Below are 17683 nucleotides of genomic sequence, written 5' to 3' on the forward strand. Positions count from 1 at the left end.
ACGCTGACGCCCCCTGACCCGCGCAGTGGATTCCCCTGGGATTCCCCTCCGCGTGCGGGCGGCTCTATACCCAAGGCCAGAAGCAGGCACAGTATTCCTCCGGGCAGATTGTGACTCTGTGTGTCAACTACTCCTGCGGGTACTCCGTACCGACATGCTCCCAGTGTCCTCCCTCCGCGAGCGCTCGAGCGGGCGCTCGCTCTTCTCCCAGCCGCGGCGGGGCGCCCGCGACCCGGCACCGCGGGGGACATCCCGCGAACGGTAGACCAGGTCGGGGCGCCTGAGGTAGCCAAGCGGGGCAGAGAACACGTGCACCGAACGGGTGAACGACCTTGTCCATCACCATCGTGACGAGCGGTACCCGCTTGGTCAGGCTGCGACGATAGATCAAAACGGCGAGCCCGGCGACGGTCGATGCGGCCGTGAAACTGTCGAGCCCGGTCGCGCCGAGATGGTGCACGTGCTCGGTCACGCCGAAGAATTCGAGCCACGGCTTGGGATTGACCAGGCCAACGACATGCCCGCCGAACTGGTCGCAGCGCTGGCGCAGCAGGTGGCCGACCACGAACACGCCCGATGCGGCATAGGGAAAAACGACCCAGAGCAGGTCATCCCCGGCGGTCACACTCGACGTATCCATTTCTCTCTGGCCCCAGTCGCGTGCACGGAAAACGGTTTCAGACTGCCGAGGTAGGTCATGCCGACCGTCTCGAGCGCCGAACGCAGCACCGCGATGCAGTCGCGGTGCGCGGCGAGCAGTTCCTGCGCGATCGGCGAATTCGAAAGGGCCGAGAATTGCAGCACCATCGGCAGGTGGTCGGTAGTTCGTCGGCGTCAACCTGCCAGCCGGCCGCCCGTTGGCCTCGACGAATCGCACGAGCGCCATGCCGCGGCGGCGGGTATCGCCAGCCGCAGAGTAGGGAGGTACGGGCAGCACTTGCGTTTCAGATCGGAGGTCGCCGTGAAGTGCGCCTCGATCTGCGGCGCAGCTGCCGGGCAGATCCAAACGGATGCCTCCACGAGCGAAAACTGCGCCCGCCGCTTCGGTGTCGGATAGTCGAGCAGAATCGACGCCGCCATGTGCGCGATCACACACTGCTCGGGCGTCAGCGGAACGGCCGTGATTGCGCGCGAAGCCGTCTTGGGCGCCCGAAAGCCACAGTTCATCCGTGCGCCGAGTGCACCGGGCAGGCGTGTGCCGGTGCTCATGCCGAGCCTGACAGGTAGGGGGCTCCCGGCAGGAGCTACCGGCGGGAACATACCCGTGGGCACCCCGCCGCCGTTCCAGTTGAGCAGGTTGACCCGAACCGCGGTGGTCGGCACGGTCGCGCTGTGGCGCCCGGTCATCTCGTTGTAATTGTCGACCGTGGCGCCGAGCGGCATGCCGACGGTATTGCCGCAGGGGCCGTTGTGCCCACCAGCACCGGGCCCGGCCGAGCCCGGCCCGCCCATGCCGGGCCGCCGTCGGTGTCGAGTGAGCAGCCGAGCTCGTCGAGCTCGCACGGGGTCTCCACGTTCCTACGCGACCTCACGACCCTGCTTGGGGAGCCGCTTCGGGTCGTTCCGCAGCCCCGCCAACCGGATTAAAAGCACACCGGTACCCACACAGCCGGACTACTCATACAAACGTGGAATCCGAAGAACGCAGTCCCGCCCGGCACGCCGCGTGGTGCACCTCGGCTCATTCAACGGGTGGCCCGCATGCTCGGCCACGACGACAGCGCGGTCGAGCCGCGCCCCTTCGTCGGCCCGCACCTGTGCGTCGTCAACGTTCTCAACCTCGTCCACCTCGTCACGGACTGGAAGAGCAACAGCTAGCTGTGCCGCGGTCGCGGTCGCGGCCGGGGCGCGGGTGGCACTTCTTTCGCCGCGACCACGTCTGCCAGCGCGAGCGTGACCAGTCCCCGCTTGGTCTCCACCGAAACGGATGCCGCGCTGCGGTCACGCAGAAACCCGAGCGCGTCGGTGTAACCAACCGCACTGCGCGTGCGCACGACGACGCGGGTTCCGAGCGGGGCATCCACGAGAAAAGCGAGGGGACCGCTCATCGAATCAGGCTGTACTCTTCGACCCGCGCCGATTCTCCGGCGATGAGAATGATGTCGCCCTCTTCAATCACGGTGTCAAGCGAGGTGTAACTCCAGCCGACGCCGGGGCGGTGAAACGCCGTCACGGTGATGCCGTAGCGGGCGCGCACCTTGGCCTGGCCGAGCGGCACGCCGATGAGCGAGCGCGGCGGGGCCGTCTTGACGAGCGCAAAGTTCTCGCCGATCTCGATGTAGTCCTGCATGGCGCCGCGCACCAGGTGGGCGACCCGCTGCCCCATATCCTTCTCCGGGTAGATGACGTGGTTGACGCCGAGCTGGGTGAGAATCTCGCCGTGTGGGTCGCTGACCGCTTTGGCCCAGATATTGGGGATGCCGAGCTTGAGCAGCAGAGATGCGGTGAGAATGTTCGCCTCAACGTCGCCGCCGATCGCCACGACCGCCCTCGAGAAGTCGGGTACCGAGAGTTCCCGCAAGGTCGCCTCCTTGGTGGAGTCGGCGCGCACCACGTGGGTGAGCAGGCGGTTGTGCAGTTGCACGACCTCTTCGTCACCGTCGATGCCGAGCACCTCGGTGCCGCTTTTCATGAGCTCGAGGGCGAGGGCGCTACCGAACCGGCCGAGACCGATGACGACGACCGATTCGGCTTCGGCGAGGCGGGCGGGGTCGCGATGCCCGAACAGCGAATATTTAGCCAATGATCGGCCTTTCTTTAGGATACTCGTAGGTGGTGTTACGCTCTCGCAGGGCGATGGCCGACGCAAAGGTGATGGGGCCGAGACGGCCAATGAACATGAGCAGAATCAAAATGACCTGCCCCTCCCAGGGCAGCCCCGCGGTGATACCGGTCGACAGTCCCACGGTCGCGAAGGCGCTGATCGTCTCAAACAGGAGCGCGTCGAGCGAGATGTCGGTCATGAGCATGAGGGCCGTGGTCGCGGCGGTAATGACACCGACGGCGAGCAGGGCAATGGTGATGGCCTCGCGGTGCACCGCCCGGGAGAGCCGCTTGCCGAAGACGTTGACGGCCACCTGGCCGCGCACCTCGGTCCAGATAATGAAAAACAAGACGGCGAAAGTCGTGATCTTGATGCCTCCGGCGGTTCCGGCCGGGCCGCCGCCGATCAGCATCAGAATGTCCATGCCGAGCAGGGTCGCGGAGTCGAGCTGGGCAATGTCGACGCTGTTGAAACCGGCGGTGCGAGTCTGCACCGCCTGAAAGAAACCGGCGAGCAGCTTGCCCGGCCAATCCAGCTGGCCGAGCGTATTCGGATTCGACCATTCAACGGCCATGATATATGCCGTTCCGAGAATAAGTAGCACGATTGTGCCGGCGACCACGATGCGGGTGTTCATGGTCCAGGTACGAATCGACCAGCGAAACGGATGCCGCACCTGCGTCCGCAGCTGCCGCCGCAGTTGCACGATCACGGGAAAGCCGAGCCCACCCAGAATGACGGCGGCGGAGATCGGCAGGCAGATCCAGGCATCCGTTGCATAACCCATGAGGTTGTCGCTGAACAGGGCGAAGCCGGCGTTGTTGAAGCTCGACACCGAATGGAACACTCCGAGCCAGATCGCCCGGCCCGCGGGCTCGTCGTAGCCGATCATGAAGCGCAGTGCGAGCAGAACCGCCGCGGTGACCTCAATGGCGAGGGAGATGCGCACGACGCCGAACACGAGCCCCTTCACGTCTTCGAGGCCGACGCTCTTGGTCTCTGCGGCCGCCGTGATGCGCGAGCGCAGCGAGAGCTTGCGGGCGATCGCAAGCCCCACAACCGAGGCGAATGACATGATCCCGAACCCGCCGATCTGAATGAGCAGCAGAATGACGATCTGGCCGAACGGCGTCCAGTACACCGCGGTGTCGACGACGGTCAGACCGGTGACGCACACGGCGCTCGTCGCGGTGAACAGCGCCTCGAGAAACGATGCCCCGCCGAGCCCGACCCGGGCGTTGGGCAGCATCAGCAGCGCCGTACCGACGAAAATGGTCAGGGCAAAACCAGAAACGACCACCTGCGCCGGATGTAGTCGGTGCCGCTTCGCTGTGTTGTCGCGTTCGCGAACGGCCCGTGAGTGCACGGACCAATTCTACGCCGGGCATACCGCACGACTCCCCCTCGGGACTCACCGGCCCACCGGTGCAGTCGTTTCAGACAGGTTCGTCTACCCCCAACAGGCAGGACAGATTAACCATCTGATATGCGCAATACTCGCTCTAAGGGGTGGAATACATGGTCAGCGACGGGTTCGAGCCACGAGGGACGCAGGTTGTGCGACCCCGGCGACAGCTGGTCGCCCGGGCGATCATTGCAGCACTGTCCTTGCTGGTGCCCCTGCTGATCGTGCTGTACTGGCTCACCATTCCGCAGGGCACCTGGATGTTTGTCGCCGCCATTCAACTCGGGTTGACCATTCTCGGCGTCGTAGGAGTGTACAGAGCACGCAAAATGTGGGTGACCATCACCGCTGACAGCCTCCAGAGCCGCAGCCTGCTGGGAACCGTAACCACCTGGGACACGGCCGATATCGCCAGTGTCGTGCTTGTCGACCTCTACCAGAGCGGAACCGTCGACACTCTCACCCACCTGTACCTGCTCGACTCCGCCGGCGATGTGCTGCTGCGCCTGCGCGGCCAGATCTGGCCTCGATCGGGCATGGAAAACATGATCGACACGCTCGGGGTCGCTGTCGTGCGCCCGCCCGACCCACTCACCCTGGCCGAACTCGGACGACTCCGGCCGCAGCTGGTGCACCGGTGTACGCGACACTGAACCGGTCTGGGCCCTTAGCGCCCCCGGCCCGACACCACGTCGGCGACGCGCGCGAGTGGCGACGTCGTGCGACGGCCGGTCAGCTCGGCCCGATCAGCCAGGGAATAGGCCCGATACAGCGCGGTGACAGCGAGCCACCGCAATGGTTCGGGCTCCCACGAGCGCGCCCGGTGGTTCACCCAGGGTAGCTCCACCAGGCCGCTGTCCCGGCCGAGAATCAGGTCCGTCAGGGTGCGCCCGGCCAGGTTCGTGGTCGCAACACCGGTACCCACGTACCCGCCGCCCCAGGCCAGTCCGGTCTGCGGGTCGAGACCCACCGTTGCAGCCCAGTCTCGAGGCACGCCGAGCACGCCCGACCAGGCATGGTCGATGCGAGCACCCGCCGTCGCCGGAAAGAAGCGCACCAGAATGTCGCGTAGGGCGTCGACGGTGGCCTGCGGGGTCTGGCCGTCGGCATCCGTTTTGGAACCGAATCGGTAGGGCACACCGCGCCCGCCGATCGCGATGCGGTCGTCGCTCGTGCGCTGCGCGTACATGTAGGCGTGCGCCATATCGCCCAGGGTTTCCCGGCCCGACCAGCCGATGCTCTCCCAGACGGATGCCGCGAGCGGCTCGGTCGCGATGAGCGACGAATTCATGGGCAGCCAGGTTCGGTGCAGCCCCTTGAGACCGGCCGTGAACCCCTCGGTCGCGCGCACCACGAACGAGGCGTCGACGGTTCCGTACTGGGTCACCGCCCGGTGTGGTGCGATCTCGCTCACCGGGGTGTCCTCGTAAATCTCTACCCCGAGCGACTCGGCCGTGCGGGCAAGTCCGGCCACGAGCGCGGCCGGGTTGATGCGGGCACAGTGCGGGTGCCACATGCCCCCAGTGGTGCCCGCCACGTTGATACGGTTCTGCGCCGCAGTTTTGGAGAGCAACTCGACGTCGGTGTGCGCCCAAGACTGCTCGGCACGGGCGGCCCGCTCCAGGCGGTGCTGTTGCGCGGGGTCGTAGGCGACCGTGAACTCGCCGCCCTTGATGATCCCGGCGTCGATTCCCTCCTGGGCGGCGACCCGAATGACCTCATCGACCGTGTCGTTCATGGCGGCCTGAAACTGTTCTGCGGCGGGGCGACCGTGGCTTTTCACATACTGCTCGCGCCCACCGGTGACCGAGTTGGTCAGCCAGCCGCCGTTCCGGCCGGACGCGCCGAATCCGGCGAATCGGGCCTCGAGCACGACGATGCGCAATTGCGGCGCCGCCTTCTTGAGGTAGTACGCCGTCCACAGCCCGGTGTAACCGGCACCGACGATGACGACATCGGCGCGGGTCGACCCGGGCAGGGCGGCGCGCGGCGCAGGCTGGCCGAGCTGGGTCCACCAGAACGAGACATCCCCGTTGCGCCGGGGTGCGTAAAGCGCGTTCGTCATGATTTGAGCGCTTTCTGTCGCTGTCGTTCGAGTCGCCGACGGGCGGCGAGTTCACGTTCGCCGTCGAGTTTGGCGGCCACCGGAGCCCAGAGTACGACGGCAACCCCGGCGCCAAGGAGCAACCCGCCGATGGTGTCGGTGAGCCAGTGCGCTCCCAGGTAGGTGCGGCTGAGCAGCATCACGATCGTGTACGCGGTGCCGGCGATAGCCACCCACAGCCGAGGAAAGATAATGGCGAGGCAGACCGCCATGGTCGCCGCGTTGGCGACGTGGCCGGAGGGGAACGAACCAAAATCAGAGGCGACCAGCATGTCTTCGGGTCGCGCGCGGCCAAAGAGCTGTTTCAAGAGTTGCACACCGCCGGCGCTCAGCACGGTCGCCACGAGGTAGTACCCGGCGGCCCACGGCCGTTTGATCAGCAGGATGGCCAGGGTGATGACCAGCGGAATGACGAGCACGCCGAACAGGCCGCCGCCGAGGGCGTTCATGAACAGCGACGGAATCTCCCAGATCGGCGAGCGGTGCTCGATGATCTCGCCCATCCACTCGGTGTCGACCTCGAGGGCGAGGCCGTTGCCCCGCACGACCACGACGAGGCCGAGCAGAGCGGTGAGCGCCACGGCGGAGAGCCCGCTGATGACGGGCCAGCGGCGCGACACGCGGCGAGCGGCAGGGTCTGCGGCGCGTTCCGGGTTAGTCATCCCGCCATCGTAGGTGAGCCCGCTGCAATTGGGTTATCGGCGTGCCGAGATTGCCGCCATCGCGTTCCCGCACCACGTTCTATCGTGGGCCCATTATCACAAGGTGGGCCCGGTCGGCGGGCGCGTGAGGTCGCGCTAGCGGTCGAGTGCCGGCACGCTGCGCGGGCGCACGATGAGCCAGAGCGAGAGAATCGAGAGCACAGCGGTGACGCCCATGACGGATGCCATCGGTATCGCCGTTCCCACTCCGAGCACTCCCACGATCGGCGAGATCAAACCGGCCACACCGAAGTTGGCCGCGCCGAGCAACGACGCCGCCGTTCCGGCCTCGTGTCCGTGGGCGTTGAGGGCGATGACCTGCACGCTCGGCAGGGTGAAACCGCAGGCCGCGATGAAGAACCAGAGTGGCACCAGGGTGCCCCACAGCCCCACGCCGGCCAGGTCGAGCAGCACGATCGCACCGGCGGTGAGCAGCAGCACGACCGTGGAGACGGAGAGGATCCACTGCGGACCAATACTGAATCGGTGCATCAGGCGCGAGCTGAGCTGCACCCCGGTGACGACGCCGAGGGAATTAACGGCGAACAGCAGGCCGTACTCCTGCGGACTGAACTGGTACACGTCCTGAAACAGAAACGGCGAGGCCGACAGATACGAGAACAACCCGGTGAAGGTCATCGCCCCGATGATCGCGACGCCCACGAAGGTGCGGTCGCTCAGCACCGCCTTGTAGCGCTGAGCCAGGGTGTTGTGACCCTTCGCGTGGCGTTCACTTTCGGGCAGGGTCTCGACGATCCAGAAGGCGACGGCCAGAATCACGATGACACCATAGGCGGCGAGCACCCAGAAGATGCCGCGCCAGTTCATGACGAGCAACAGCTGTGAGCCAATCACCGGCGCCAGGACCGGCGCAAGGCCACTGACCAAGGCGAGACGGGAGAGCATACGCACGAGCGGCTTACCGCCGAACAGGTCGCGTACCATGGCCATCGCGACGACCGCGCCGGCCGCAGCGCCAAAGCCCTGCAGCACGCGGAACCCCGCGAGCATCACGATGTCGTTCGAGATGGCGGCGCCGACACAGGCGAGAATGTGCACCCCGGTGGCGAGCATCAACGGCAGTCGGCGACCAACCTTGTCACTCCACGGGCCCACGACCAGCTGCCCGAATCCAAACCCGATCATCGTTCCGGTCAGGGTGAGCTGAATGACCGAGGGCATCACGTTGAACTCGCTCTCCAGCGTCGGGAACGCCGGCAGATACAGGTCAATGGTGAACGGGCCGAGAGCAGTCAGCGCGCCGAGAATGAGAATGTAGACGACGCGCTGGCGGCGAGTCAGTCTGTCCCCGGGGTGCGCGGCGGTCGAGGCGAGCTGGGCCCTGCTCACGACGGGGATGGCGGCAGTAGTCACGTGTAAAAGATCCTCCAGCTGGTAACGGTGTGGGTGTCGGGGCAACGGATGCTCGGAGCCGACCGCCGCAGCGGGCCGTAATCGCCTTGCAGCCGGGCCGCGCGCGGCTGCACCTGTCGGTCCAGCGAGTGGCACCTGCGTCATCGAAACAGGTCCGGGCGTGAGCGGGTGTGCTTCAAGAGTAAGTTCCCGCGGCGTCCGGCTATTCCCACGCGATGGGTTCGAGCTCAGAGCACATGCCAGCCGCAGGCTGTCGCCACCCGCGCCTGCCGGCCGTCGTCGGCGCCGAAGGCGAGCTTCTCCCCCGGTTCGGCGAGGTCGCGAAAGCACAGTTCGGCGGCCGCCAGATGCCGGGCGTGGCCCAGCGCCAGCCCGTTCGCGGCAAACTTCGTCGCCCGTGCCTCCATCTCGACCGGTTCCAGGTCAACCAGCTCGACCAGCCCGTCAACGGGGTCAACCAGTGTGCTGAGCCGGTCGAGCACGCACTCGACAGTCATCCCCTGCTCCAGCCCGGCAAGCACAGCCTCGGCGCTGCATTCGGCCACGGCCAGCGGCGTGGAAACCACCTGCACCTCGGCGAAATCGCGCAGGGCGGCGCCCCAGTCCGGTCCGGTGCGGGCTGGCACCAGCAGCCGCACGAGCAGTGCCGGGCCGGCGTAGACGATCATCGGCTGCTGCCGGCCGGGTCCTCCAGCAGCGATTCAAAGGCAAGCTCGGCGGCTCCGATCATGAGCAGGTCGGAGCCGAGGGCGGCCGCGCAGACCCGCACGTCCGCGTTCGGCGCGGCGAGCGAGAGCCTGGCCACCCCGGCGCGCAGCCGGTCCGGGTCGACGGCATGCAGGGCGGCGAGAAAACCGCCGAGCACCACCAGTTCCGGGTTGAGCAGGTTCACCGCACCGGCCAGGGCCACGGACAGCGCGTCAAGCTGGCGGTTCACCTCGGCGCGAACGGAGGGCGCATGGGAGCCGAGCAGGGCCTGTTCGAGCTCGTCGGCATCCGCCCGTTCCAGCCCGAGTACGCCGAGCAGCGCGCTGCGGCGCACCTCGGCTTCGAGGGTGCCGGGGATACCGGCCGAGTCGGTCCGCTCAGCGCCGCTGACCCGGGTGTGACCGAACTCGCCAGCGAATCCGGCTACACCGCGCGCCGACACACCGCCCACCACAATGCCGCCGCCGATGCCGCTGGCGCCGCCATTCAGATAGACGAGATCGTCAACGTCGCGGCCGGCGCCGAAATAGCGCTCCGCGGTGACCCCGAGGTTGGCATCGTTTGCGGCGCGCACCGGCAGCCCGGTGGCGGCCGCGAGCAGCGCGGCCAGGGGCGCGTCAACCCAGCCGAGGTGCGGGGCATGCCGCACGAGACCGTCGGATACCCGGACCAGGCCCGGCACCGCCACGCCTATACCGATGGGGGAATACTCACTCTCCAGCTCGGCTCGCAGGTCGTTAATGACGGCCGCGGCGATGCCAACAGCCTCGGCCACGGTTGGCGACAGCTCGGTGGGGTGACGGATGCGCCGGCGTACGACGCCGTCCAGCCCCACCAGGCCCACGGTCACCGCGTCGATCTCCGGGTTCACGGCGAACGCGGCCACACGGGGGTTGGCCGCCACCACGGGACTGGGCCGGCCGACAAGCCGCGTGGGGTCGGGGTCGCGTTCCTGGATCAGGCCGCGCGCTGAAAGCTCGGCCACGAGGGCGCCAATGGTGGACCGGTTCAGCCCGGTTAGGCGGGTCAGCTGGGCCCGGGAGGCGGGTCCGTTGCGGTGGAGGGAACGCAGGATGACGCCCAGGTTGTGCCGTCGCACGTCGTCACTGCTGGAGCCCTGCACGGTGTTCCCTTCGTCGTTGCGGCTCCCAGATTACCCGGCCCGCATGCGGAACACCGTGATAGGTTGCCACGGTCTACAAATCGACAGTGCAGCTGACAGAACAGGACCACATGGAATTCCGATACCTCGGCAATAGCGGCTTGAAGATCTCCGAGCTCACCTACGGCAACTGGCTCACCCACGGCTCCCAAGTGGAGAACGATGTGGCCACCCAGTGCGTGCGGGCGGCGCTTGACGCCGGAATCAGTACCTTTGACACGGCGGATGTCTACGCCAACACCCAGGCCGAGACCGTGCTCGGCGAGGCGCTGCAGGGCGAACGGCGCCAGTCGCTGGAGATCTTCACCAAGGTGTTCGGGCCGACCGGCCCCAGGGGGCACAATGATGTGGGACTCTCCCGCAAGCACATTCTCGAGTCCATCGACGGGTCGCTCACCCGCCTGCAAACTGACTACGTCGACCTCTACCAGGCGCACCGCTACGACGTGGAGACCCCGCTGGAAGAGACGATGCAGGCCTTCGCCGACGTCGTGCGCCAGGGCAAGGCGCTCTACATCGGCGTGAGCGAGTGGAATGCCGAGCAGCTGCGCGCCGGGCACAAGCTCGCCACCGAGCTGGGTGTGCAGCTCATCTCCAACCAGCCGCAGTACTCCATGCTGTGGCGGGTCATCGACGACGAGGTGGTGCCGGCATCCGTCGAGCTGGGCGTTTCGCAGATCGTCTGGTCGCCGGTGGCGCAGGGCGTACTCAGCGGAAAGTACCGGCCGGGCCAGCCGCTGCCCGAGGGCAGCCGGGCCACGGACGAGCATGGCGGCAAGGACATGATCTCGCGCTGGATGGCCGACGAGGTACTCACCGGCGTGCAGAATCTGCAGCCGATCGCCGACGACCTCGGGCTCACCATGGCGCAGCTGGCCATCGCCTGGGTGCTGCAGAACACGAATGTGGCGTCGGCCATCATCGGTGCCAGCCGTCCTGAGCAGGTGGCCGCCAACGTGAAGGCGGCGGGGGTCAGCCTCGACGCCGAGGTGCTCACACGCATCGATTCGGCCATCGGCAACCTCGCCGAAACCGACCCACGCAAGACCGTCTCGCCGACGAAGCGCGAGGCCTGAGGCGTGCGCGTCATCGTCACCGGCGGCAGCGGCAAGCTCGGTCGCACCGTCGTCACCCGGCTGCGCGCCGAGGGCCACACGGTCATGAACCTGGACCAGGCCGGCACCCGCGGCCCCGGGTTCCTGAACATCAACCTGCGCGACTACGGCGAGGTGGCGGATGCCTTCCAGGGGGTCGATGACACGGCCGACGGGTTCGACGCGGTCGTGCATCTGGGCGCGATCCCGGCCCCGGGCATCCGCCCCGATGTCGCCACTTTCCACAACAACATGCTCTCCACCTACAACGTGTTCCAGGCCGCCCGGCGCGCTGGCATCACCCGCATCGTTTACGCGTCGAGCGAGACGGTGCTCGGACTGCCGTTTGACACCGATCCGCCCTACCTGCCGGTCGATGAGGATTACGCAGCACGACCGGAGAGTACCTACTCTCTGGTGAAGCACCTCGAGGAGCAGATGGCGATCGAGCTGGTGCGCTGGGATCCGGGGTTGAGCATCACCGCCCTGCGCTTCTCCAACGTGATGGACCCGGCCGACTATGCGGCCTTTCCCGGCTACGACACCGATCCGCTCACTCGCAAGTGGAACCTGTGGGGTTACATCGACGGCCGCGACGGCGCACAGGCCGTGGCGCGCGCGCTCGAGGTGGCCGGCCCCGGCTTCGACCGGTTCATCATTGCCGCCGCCGATACCGTCTCGAGTCGCCCCAGCGCGGAATTGGCCGCCAGTGTCTTTCCCGACGTCGCGTTCACACGAGTCGTGCGCGAGCACGAGACGCTGCTCGGCATTGAGAAGGCCCGCCGCGTGCTCGGCTTCGCACCCGAGCACAGCTGGCGCGACCACGTGTAGGGCGTCCACCAGCCGATCTACCTGTTGAATACGGCGTGGACCGGCTGGTCGGTGCCCCGTGGCGAATTCAGAAAATCTGGATCCGGCATGCCGGCATCCGCGGTCTGCCCGGGCACCGGATGCTGCCGGCCGGCCTTTTCCTGAATTGGCCACGTCCCCGAGGTGGCGCACCCCCCGGGTGCTCTACCAGCCGCCTTCTGGTCGGCTCCCAGTCGCCTCCCAGACGCCTCCCGGCCGGCGTGAACCGGACCGTGAGGCCAGCCCACTAGCCTCGTAGGCAACGGCTGCTCCGGCAGCGCAGCGACGAATGAATGGTGAACTACCGCATGAGCACTTCCGGCCCGGCCCGCTCTCCCAAGAAAGATCGCCGCGAGGAGGCCCGCGAACACGCGCGGCTGATGCGCGCCGAACAGGTCAAGCGGGACAAACGCCGTCGCCTCTTTCTGCGCGGCGGCATCGGTGTTGGCCTGCTCGCCGTGGTCGCCATCGTGACCCTCGTTATCGTGAACAACGTCACTGCTCCGGCGGCGCCGGGCCCGGCCAATATGGCCAGCGACGGCATTCTGCTCGGCAGCGACGGAACCACGGTCTCCGCCGACACGACGGTCGCCCTCGCCGCCGACGCCGATCCCATCGCCACCGACCAGACTGCCCTGACCAACACGGCCAATATCGTGATGTACGTCGACTACCTCTGCCCGATCTGTGGCAACTTCGAAACCACCAACGGTGAGCAGATCACCAACTGGGTCACCGCCGGCAACGCGACGGTCGAGATCCACCCGATCTCGATTCTCGACCGGCTGTCGTCGGGCACCAAGTACGCCACCCGAGCCGCAAACGCAGCCGCCTGCGTGGCAAACGACGACCCCAACAACTTTCTCGCCTTCAATACGGCAATGTTCGCCGACCAGCCCACCGAGAATTCGAACGGTAAGACGGATGCTCAGCTGACGAGCCTCGTGGCGGGAGCCGGGGTGACCTCCACCGCTGTCGCCAGCTGCATCACCGATCAGACGTATTCCGGTTGGGTCGCCGCGTCGACCCAACGCGCGATCGCTGGACCGATTCCCAACTCCGACGTTGAAAAAGTCACGGGAACGCCCACAGTGCTGGTGAACGGCGTGAGCTACACCGGCGCCTTCACCGACGCTGCCGCCTTCGAAGCCTTCGTCACCGCCCAGATGACCGCGGCTGCCGGAGCGGGCGAGTAACACCGCCCACTCGTACGAAGCCCGATGAGTATGCCCGACGAACGCTCGCCACATGAGCGCGATGAAAGCCCGATGAGTGCGCACGACGGCGCGGCCCCCTCTGCGGCGGGTGCCGCGCCGACCGTATTCGGGGCGGTTCTCGATGCGTCGACCCGGTGCATCCACTTTCACTCGGAACGCGACATCGTGGCGATCAAATTCGCCTGCTGCCTGCGGTACTACCCCTGCTCGCGATGCCACGACGAGGCCGTGCGGCTCGAACCCACCCCCCACGCAACGCGGCGGTGGCCGCTGGCGCAGTGGTCGGAGCTCGCAATTCTGTGCGGCGCCTGCCATCGTGAGCTCAGCATCACGGAGTATCGCCGGGCGGATCGCTGCCCGCGCTGCACCGCCGAGTTCAATCCCGGCTGCCGCCTGCACGCGCACCTCTACTTCGACGAGCCGTAGCGAGATCCTTGCCCCACCTGTCGTTCCGGGCCCGGAACGCGGGCCCGGGTAAGATTATGGGCACGCGGTCGCACCATGGGCCCGGGAACGCTAGCCCAGCGCGAGCCCGACCCAGAGACCGAGTGCGGCGGCGGCAACGGATGCCCCGAGCATGCCCATTCCGTTGGCCAGCGCGGCCAGATAACGGTGGGCCTGGGCCAGCCGCACGGTCTCAAAACTGGCCGTGCTGAACGTCGTGTAGCCGCCGAGCAGGCCGACGCCGAGCACGAGACCCCACTCCGGCGCGAGCAGGTGATTCAGGGCGAGGCCGGTGACGAGGCCGAGCAGCAACGAGCCACTCACGTTGATGATCGTGGTGCCAAACGGGAACGCGCCGCCGAGGCGGGAGCGCACGAGGCCGTCGAGATAGAGGCGCGCGGCCGCGCCCACGCCGCCAGCGACGGCGATTGTCAGGACCAGGAGTGGGGTCATCCATCCTCCCCCGCAGCGGGTGCCTGGCCATCGCGCCTGCGTTGGTGCAGCGCCGCGCCGATCACGATGCCCAGCCAGGTAGCGAGGCCACCGAGCAGAACCGTGCCGAGCGCATAGGCAAGGGCAATCCCAACGGCGCCGTCCCGCAGTAGCAGGGCGCTGTCGATCGCGAGGGCGCTGTAGGTCGTGAATCCGCCGAGCAGTCCGGTGCCGAGCAGCAGGCGCAGGGTGCGGCGGCGGCCGGCATCGTGCCCGCGGCGAACGAGTGCTTCCAGCAGCAGCCCGAGCAGCAGGGCGCCGAGCAGATTGATACCGAGGGTGGTCAGCGGCAGGCCGGCATCCATGGTGAGATCGACCGGCGGCAGCGCGAGCCCGAGCGCTTCGCGAAGGGCGGTGCCCACGGTTCCACCCAGAAAGACGAGGCCGAGGTAGCGCCATTGCAGGTGCACGGCGCGCGGCGTGATCGTGTCGATGGTTCACCTACCCGGTCGATCGCTGGTTCCGTCGCAATCAGTAGGAACGATCAGCCCTGTCAATTTGAGCGGATGCTCCGGCGGGATCCATCGCCGTGGCCAGAATACACGCTCCTAGTCGGTGGATTCCCACGGCAGTTCATCGCGGAAGGCGACCGGTGCCAACGGGATGACCACGACCGGGCGGTGCTGCCGGTGCGCCAGGTGTACCGCCACGGAGCCGCCGAAGAACTCCTGCACGCTGGCCCGCACGCCCCGCTCGCGGGTGCCAACCACGATCATCGCGGCGCTGAGCGTGTCGGCGAGGTGGGCGAGGGCGCGGGCGGGGTCGCCCGCCACGGCGCGGGTCGACCATTCCAGATTGCGACCGTCGAGCAGGGTCGCCAGGTGGGTTCTCAGAGCGACCGGAAAGCTCTTCTCATCGAGGTCGAGCAGGTCGGGGTCGACCGGCAGCGATACGATGCTGCCGTCGGCGAACTCATCAACGACATATCTACCCGGCTCGACCGTGGTACAGATGAGTTCGGCGTGAAACTGGACCGCAAAGGATGCGGCCGCCAGCACGACAGCGTCGGGCTGGCCCGATGTCACTCCAACGATCACGTACGTGCTCACGAATAACTCCTTGTCGCCTCGACTGCTCCGTTATCAGCTTGGCCGCATTCCGGCCGAACGGATAGGGCCGCCCTGGCCTGAGCGGTGCTGAACCGGTCGAGGAGTTCGAACGCAGCCCCTGGCAGCGTCAGACGGCGGCGAGCACCCCGGCGACGGAGTCGATCGAGCCGGGCACGAGGCTGTAGTACGACCAGGTGCCGCGTTTGGCGCGGGCCAGAAAGCCCGCCTCCACGAGCACCTTGAGATGGTGCGAGATCGTCGGCTGGCTCAGCGTGAGTTGGCCGGTCAGGTCGCAGACGCAGGCCTCCTGGTCGGCGTGTGCGGCCACGATGGAGATGATGCGCAATCGGGCCGGGTCGGCGAGGGCCTTGAGGGAGCGGGCGAGAGTCTCGGCGTGCAGGGAGCCGATCGCCTCGCGGGCCAGCGGAGAAGAGCAGGCTGCGGCATCCGCTGCTGCAACAGGAGGAGAAATGTCGGTCAGCAGAAGCGTGCGGGTAAACGTCATCTGAACACGGTCTCCTTAGATTGACATTGGTCGATATATTGTTCTAGCGTAGGCATCGACAACGATCAATGTTACCGCGCTTCGATGGAACCCCCGCTGTCACAACCACTTGGAGATTTGTGAGCACCACGGCGTCCACCCCCAGTCGGCTCGGCGCGATGGACCGGCTACTGCCAGTCTGGATCCTCACCGCCATGGGCCTCGGGCTGATTCTGGCCGTGTCCGTTCCCGCCGTCGGCGACCTGCTGCACGCGTTCACGATCGGGTCGATCAGCGTGCCCATCGCCATCGGACTGCTCATCATGATGTATCCGGTGCTCGCCAAGGTTCGCTACACGGATGCCCGTGCGGTCGCCGGCGACACGCGCCTGCTGGTCTCCTCCCTGCTACTGAACTGGCTTGTCGGCCCGGCCCTGATGTTCGCCCTGGCCTGGATCTTTCTGCCCGATCTGCCGGAATACCGCACCGGCCTCATCATCGTCGGACTCGCCCGCTGCATCGCCATGGTCCTGATCTGGAACGACCTCGCCTGCGGCGACCGTGAAGCCGCCGCCTTTCTGGTGGCCGTGAACTCGGTCTTTCAGGTCGCCGCTTTTGGCGCGCTCGGCTGGTTCTACCTGCAAGTGCTGCCGGGATGGCTCGGCCTGTCGACGACGAGCGCCGAATTCTCGATCTGGGCGATCACCGCGAGTGTGCTCGTGTTCCTCGGCATCCCTCTGCTCGCGGGCTACCTGTCCCGCCGCATCGGCGAGGCGCGACGCGGTCGCCACTGGTACGAGGAGCGTTTTCTGCCCCGGGTCGGGCCGCTGGCGCTCTGGGGACTGCTGTTCACGATCGTCATGTTGTTCGCCCTGCAGGGCCAGCAGGTCATCGACCACCCCGGCGATGTCGCGCGCATCGCGCTGCCAATGCTTCTGTATTTCGCTCTAATGTTCCTGGGCGGATTTCTCACCGGACGCCTGCTGCGCATGACCTACGAGCGCACCACGACGCTCGCCTTCACGGCTGCCGGCAACAACTTTGAGCTCGCGATCGCAGTCGCTATCGGAACCTTCGGCGCACTCAGCGGTCAGGCCCTCGCCGGCATCGTTGGTCCGCTGATCGAGGTTCCAGCCCTCCTCGCCCTCGTCTACGTCGCTCTCTGGCTCAAACCCCGCCTGTTTCCCGAGCGGATGCCGGCGGCCGACACGCCGACGCCGGCCGCGGCATCCGCTCGCACACTCGTTTAGTCCACCCTGAAGAAAGAAGAGTTCCATGAAACCCTCGGTACTGTTCGTCTGCGTGCACAACGCCGGGCGCTCGCAGATGGCCGCTGGATTTTTGAACGCCCTGGCGCAGGGTCGCGTCGACGTGTTCTCGGCCGGATCTGAACCGAAAGACCGCATCAACCCGGTCGCGATCGCCGCGATGGCCGAAGAGGGCATCGATATCACGGGTAACTCACCGAAGATTCTCACGACCGAGGCGGTCAAGCAGTCCGACGTCGTGATCACCATGGGCTGCGGCGACGCCTGCCCGATCTTTCCCGGCAAGCGCTACGAGGACTGGCAGCTCGACGACCCGGCCGGTCAGGGCATCGAGAGCGTGCGCCCGATTCGCGATGAGATCAAGGCGCGCATCGAGCGGCTCCTCGCCGAGATTCTGCCCGTTCAGGCCTGATCACGACCAACCCGCGCGGCCTTTTGCGGCCTGAGCCACCCCGATGAGTCGCTCACACGACTGGCCGGCGAACTCACTGGCTCGTTCCTTGTTGTGTTCGCCGCAGAAACCAGTGAACGCTTCGTCGGCGGGGAGCTCGTTGAGCCGGCTGGCCAG

Annotated in this window: 22 protein-coding genes and 1 pseudogene; 7 read left to right on the plus strand and 16 right to left on the minus strand. The window is 66.9% G+C overall.

Annotated features, from left to right (window positions below; translation table 11 throughout):
* Positions 1–123: 123 nt before the first annotated feature.
* From IWX77_RS17450 to IWX77_RS08885, 7 genes and pseudogenes are all read right to left on the minus strand, one after another.
* Positions 124–315: a hypothetical protein gene (locus IWX77_RS17450; RefSeq protein WP_442784456.1), complete on the minus strand. Its 192-nt coding sequence runs from the start codon at positions 313–315 to the stop codon at positions 124–126.
* Positions 316–382: 67 nt separating this feature from the next.
* Positions 383–640 (minus strand): annotated as a pseudogene (locus tag IWX77_RS17455) (respiratory nitrate reductase subunit gamma); the annotation flags it as partial.
* Positions 622–807 carry a hypothetical protein gene (locus IWX77_RS08865; protein ID WP_196844153.1) on the minus strand — a complete coding sequence of 62 codons (186 nt, stop codon included), beginning with the start codon at positions 805–807 and terminating at the stop codon, positions 622–624. The pseudogene IWX77_RS17455 and the gene IWX77_RS08865, both read right to left, overlap by 19 nt.
* A 27-nt stretch (positions 808–834) precedes the next feature.
* Positions 835–1503, minus strand: coding sequence for a hypothetical protein (locus IWX77_RS08870; protein ID WP_196844154.1), 669 nt, complete (start codon positions 1501–1503; stop codon positions 835–837).
* A gap of 311 nt (positions 1504–1814) precedes the next feature.
* Positions 1815–2048 (minus strand): putative acetyltransferase, encoded by a 234-nt coding sequence (locus tag IWX77_RS08875; protein ID WP_196844155.1) that lies wholly within the window; start codon positions 2046–2048, stop codon positions 1815–1817.
* Positions 2045–2743: a potassium channel family protein gene (locus IWX77_RS08880; protein WP_196844156.1), complete on the minus strand. Its 699-nt coding sequence runs from the start codon at positions 2741–2743 to the stop codon at positions 2045–2047. The genes IWX77_RS08875 and IWX77_RS08880 overlap by 4 nt, the downstream gene beginning before the upstream one ends.
* Positions 2736–4130: a TrkH family potassium uptake protein gene (locus IWX77_RS08885; RefSeq protein WP_327012152.1), complete on the minus strand. Its 1395-nt coding sequence runs from the start codon at positions 4128–4130 to the stop codon at positions 2736–2738. The genes IWX77_RS08880 and IWX77_RS08885 overlap by 8 nt, the downstream gene beginning before the upstream one ends.
* 152 nt (positions 4131–4282) lie before the next feature.
* Here IWX77_RS08885 and IWX77_RS08890 point away from each other — a divergent pair, with 152 nt between their 5' ends.
* Positions 4283–4822 carry a hypothetical protein gene (locus tag IWX77_RS08890; RefSeq protein WP_334353657.1) on the plus strand — a complete coding sequence of 180 codons (540 nt, stop codon included), beginning with the start codon at positions 4283–4285 and terminating at the stop codon, positions 4820–4822.
* 14 nt (positions 4823–4836) lie between these two features.
* On the opposite strand, the gene IWX77_RS08895 is transcribed toward IWX77_RS08890, so the two are convergent.
* From IWX77_RS08895 to IWX77_RS08915, 5 genes are all read right to left on the minus strand, one after another.
* On the minus strand, positions 4837–6234 hold the full coding sequence (locus tag IWX77_RS08895) for an NAD(P)/FAD-dependent oxidoreductase (RefSeq protein WP_196844158.1): 1398 nt from the start codon (positions 6232–6234) through the stop codon (positions 4837–4839).
* Entirely contained in the window at positions 6231–6935 is a 705-nt protein-coding gene (locus IWX77_RS08900) for a phosphatase PAP2 family protein (protein WP_297414536.1), read from the minus strand. Before IWX77_RS08900 ends, IWX77_RS08895 begins: the two co-directional genes overlap by 4 nt.
* A 135-nt stretch (positions 6936–7070) precedes the next feature.
* Positions 7071–8348 (minus strand): multidrug effflux MFS transporter, encoded by a 1278-nt coding sequence (locus IWX77_RS08905; protein WP_297414533.1) that lies wholly within the window; start codon positions 8346–8348, stop codon positions 7071–7073.
* A 227-nt stretch (positions 8349–8575) separates the two neighbouring features.
* On the minus strand, positions 8576–9016 hold the full coding sequence (locus tag IWX77_RS08910) for a hypothetical protein (RefSeq protein ID WP_196844160.1): 441 nt from the start codon (positions 9014–9016) through the stop codon (positions 8576–8578).
* Entirely contained in the window at positions 9013–10179 is a 1167-nt protein-coding gene (locus IWX77_RS08915; RefSeq protein WP_196844161.1) for an ROK family transcriptional regulator, read from the minus strand. The genes IWX77_RS08910 and IWX77_RS08915 overlap by 4 nt, the downstream gene beginning before the upstream one ends.
* A 110-nt stretch (positions 10180–10289) precedes the next feature.
* Between IWX77_RS08915 and IWX77_RS08920 the strand changes: the two genes are divergently transcribed.
* The 4 genes from IWX77_RS08920 (at position 10290) to IWX77_RS08935 (ending at position 13804) form a co-directional block, all read left to right on the plus strand.
* Positions 10290–11294: an aldo/keto reductase family protein gene (locus tag IWX77_RS08920; protein WP_196844266.1), complete on the plus strand. Its 1005-nt coding sequence runs from the start codon at positions 10290–10292 to the stop codon at positions 11292–11294.
* Positions 11295–11297: 3 nt separating this feature from the next.
* Positions 11298–12143 (plus strand): NAD-dependent epimerase/dehydratase family protein, encoded by an 846-nt coding sequence (locus IWX77_RS08925; protein ID WP_196844162.1) that lies wholly within the window; start codon positions 11298–11300, stop codon positions 12141–12143.
* Between the two features lie 326 nt (positions 12144–12469).
* Positions 12470–13357: a thioredoxin domain-containing protein gene (locus IWX77_RS08930; RefSeq protein ID WP_196844163.1), complete on the plus strand. Its 888-nt coding sequence runs from the start codon at positions 12470–12472 to the stop codon at positions 13355–13357.
* 30 nt (positions 13358–13387) lie between these two features.
* A complete protein-coding gene (locus IWX77_RS08935; RefSeq protein WP_327012153.1) occupies positions 13388–13804 on the plus strand; it encodes a CHY zinc finger protein in 417 nt (138 codons plus the stop codon).
* A gap of 90 nt (positions 13805–13894) precedes the next feature.
* On the opposite strand, the gene crcB is transcribed toward IWX77_RS08935, so the two are convergent.
* The 4 genes from crcB to IWX77_RS08955 all read right to left on the minus strand — a co-directional run bounded on the left by crcB (position 13895) and on the right by IWX77_RS08955 (position 15868).
* Positions 13895–14275: a fluoride efflux transporter CrcB gene (gene crcB, locus IWX77_RS08940; protein WP_196844164.1), complete on the minus strand. Its 381-nt coding sequence runs from the start codon at positions 14273–14275 to the stop codon at positions 13895–13897.
* On the minus strand, positions 14272–14724 hold the full coding sequence (locus IWX77_RS08945) for a CrcB family protein (protein WP_196844165.1): 453 nt from the start codon (positions 14722–14724) through the stop codon (positions 14272–14274). The genes crcB and IWX77_RS08945 overlap by 4 nt, the downstream gene beginning before the upstream one ends.
* Before the next feature lie 138 nt (positions 14725–14862).
* Positions 14863–15363 (minus strand): universal stress protein, encoded by a 501-nt coding sequence (locus IWX77_RS08950; RefSeq protein ID WP_196844166.1) that lies wholly within the window; start codon positions 15361–15363, stop codon positions 14863–14865.
* Positions 15364–15490: 127 nt separating this feature from the next.
* Positions 15491–15868, minus strand: a complete 378-nt coding sequence (locus tag IWX77_RS08955) for an ArsR/SmtB family transcription factor (protein ID WP_196844167.1) — start codon at positions 15866–15868, stop codon at positions 15491–15493.
* A gap of 158 nt (positions 15869–16026) precedes the next feature.
* On the opposite strand from IWX77_RS08955, the gene arsB reads away from it, so the two are divergent.
* Together arsB and IWX77_RS08965 are read left to right on the plus strand one after the other, a co-directional pair.
* Positions 16027–17097, plus strand: a complete 1071-nt coding sequence (arsB, locus tag IWX77_RS08960) for an ACR3 family arsenite efflux transporter (RefSeq protein WP_297414552.1) — start codon at positions 16027–16029, stop codon at positions 17095–17097.
* A 25-nt stretch (positions 17098–17122) separates the two neighbouring features.
* Positions 17123–17527: an arsenate reductase ArsC gene (locus IWX77_RS08965; RefSeq protein WP_196844169.1), complete on the plus strand. Its 405-nt coding sequence runs from the start codon at positions 17123–17125 to the stop codon at positions 17525–17527.
* Positions 17528–17683: the final 156 nt, after the last annotated feature.

Source organism: Cryobacterium sp. CAN_C2 (assembly GCF_015751745.1).
GTDB lineage: Bacteria > Actinomycetota > Actinomycetes > Actinomycetales > Microbacteriaceae > Cryobacterium.

Excerpts from the sequence above, each read along its gene's own strand:
- IWX77_RS08895 (WP_196844158.1), bottom strand. The coding sequence starts at position 6,234 with ATGACGAACGCGCTTTACGCACCCCGGCGCAACGGGGATGTCTCGTTC.
- crcB (WP_196844164.1), bottom strand. The coding sequence starts at position 14,275 with ATGACCCCACTCCTGGTCCTGACAATCGCCGTCGCTGGCGGCGTGGGC.
- IWX77_RS08875 (WP_196844155.1), bottom strand. The coding sequence starts at position 2,048 with ATGAGCGGTCCCCTCGCTTTTCTCGTGGATGCCCCGCTCGGAACCCGC.
- IWX77_RS08920 (WP_196844266.1), top strand. The coding sequence starts at position 10,290 with ATGGAATTCCGATACCTCGGCAATAGCGGCTTGAAGATCTCCGAGCTC.
- IWX77_RS08890 (WP_334353657.1), top strand. The coding sequence starts at position 4,283 with ATGGTCAGCGACGGGTTCGAGCCACGAGGGACGCAGGTTGTGCGACCC.
- IWX77_RS08965 (WP_196844169.1), top strand. The coding sequence starts at position 17,123 with ATGAAACCCTCGGTACTGTTCGTCTGCGTGCACAACGCCGGGCGCTCG.
- IWX77_RS08900 (WP_297414536.1), bottom strand. The coding sequence starts at position 6,935 with ATGACTAACCCGGAACGCGCCGCAGACCCTGCCGCTCGCCGCGTGTCG.
- IWX77_RS08910 (WP_196844160.1), bottom strand. The coding sequence starts at position 9,016 with ATGATCGTCTACGCCGGCCCGGCACTGCTCGTGCGGCTGCTGGTGCCA.
- IWX77_RS08930 (WP_196844163.1), top strand. The coding sequence starts at position 12,470 with ATGAGCACTTCCGGCCCGGCCCGCTCTCCCAAGAAAGATCGCCGCGAG.
- IWX77_RS08955 (WP_196844167.1), bottom strand. The coding sequence starts at position 15,868 with ATGACGTTTACCCGCACGCTTCTGCTGACCGACATTTCTCCTCCTGTT.
- arsB (WP_297414552.1), top strand. The coding sequence starts at position 16,027 with ATGGACCGGCTACTGCCAGTCTGGATCCTCACCGCCATGGGCCTCGGG.
- IWX77_RS08865 (WP_196844153.1), bottom strand. The coding sequence starts at position 807 with ATGGTGCTGCAATTCTCGGCCCTTTCGAATTCGCCGATCGCGCAGGAA.
- IWX77_RS08935 (WP_327012153.1), top strand. The coding sequence starts at position 13,388 with ATGCCCGACGAACGCTCGCCACATGAGCGCGATGAAAGCCCGATGAGT.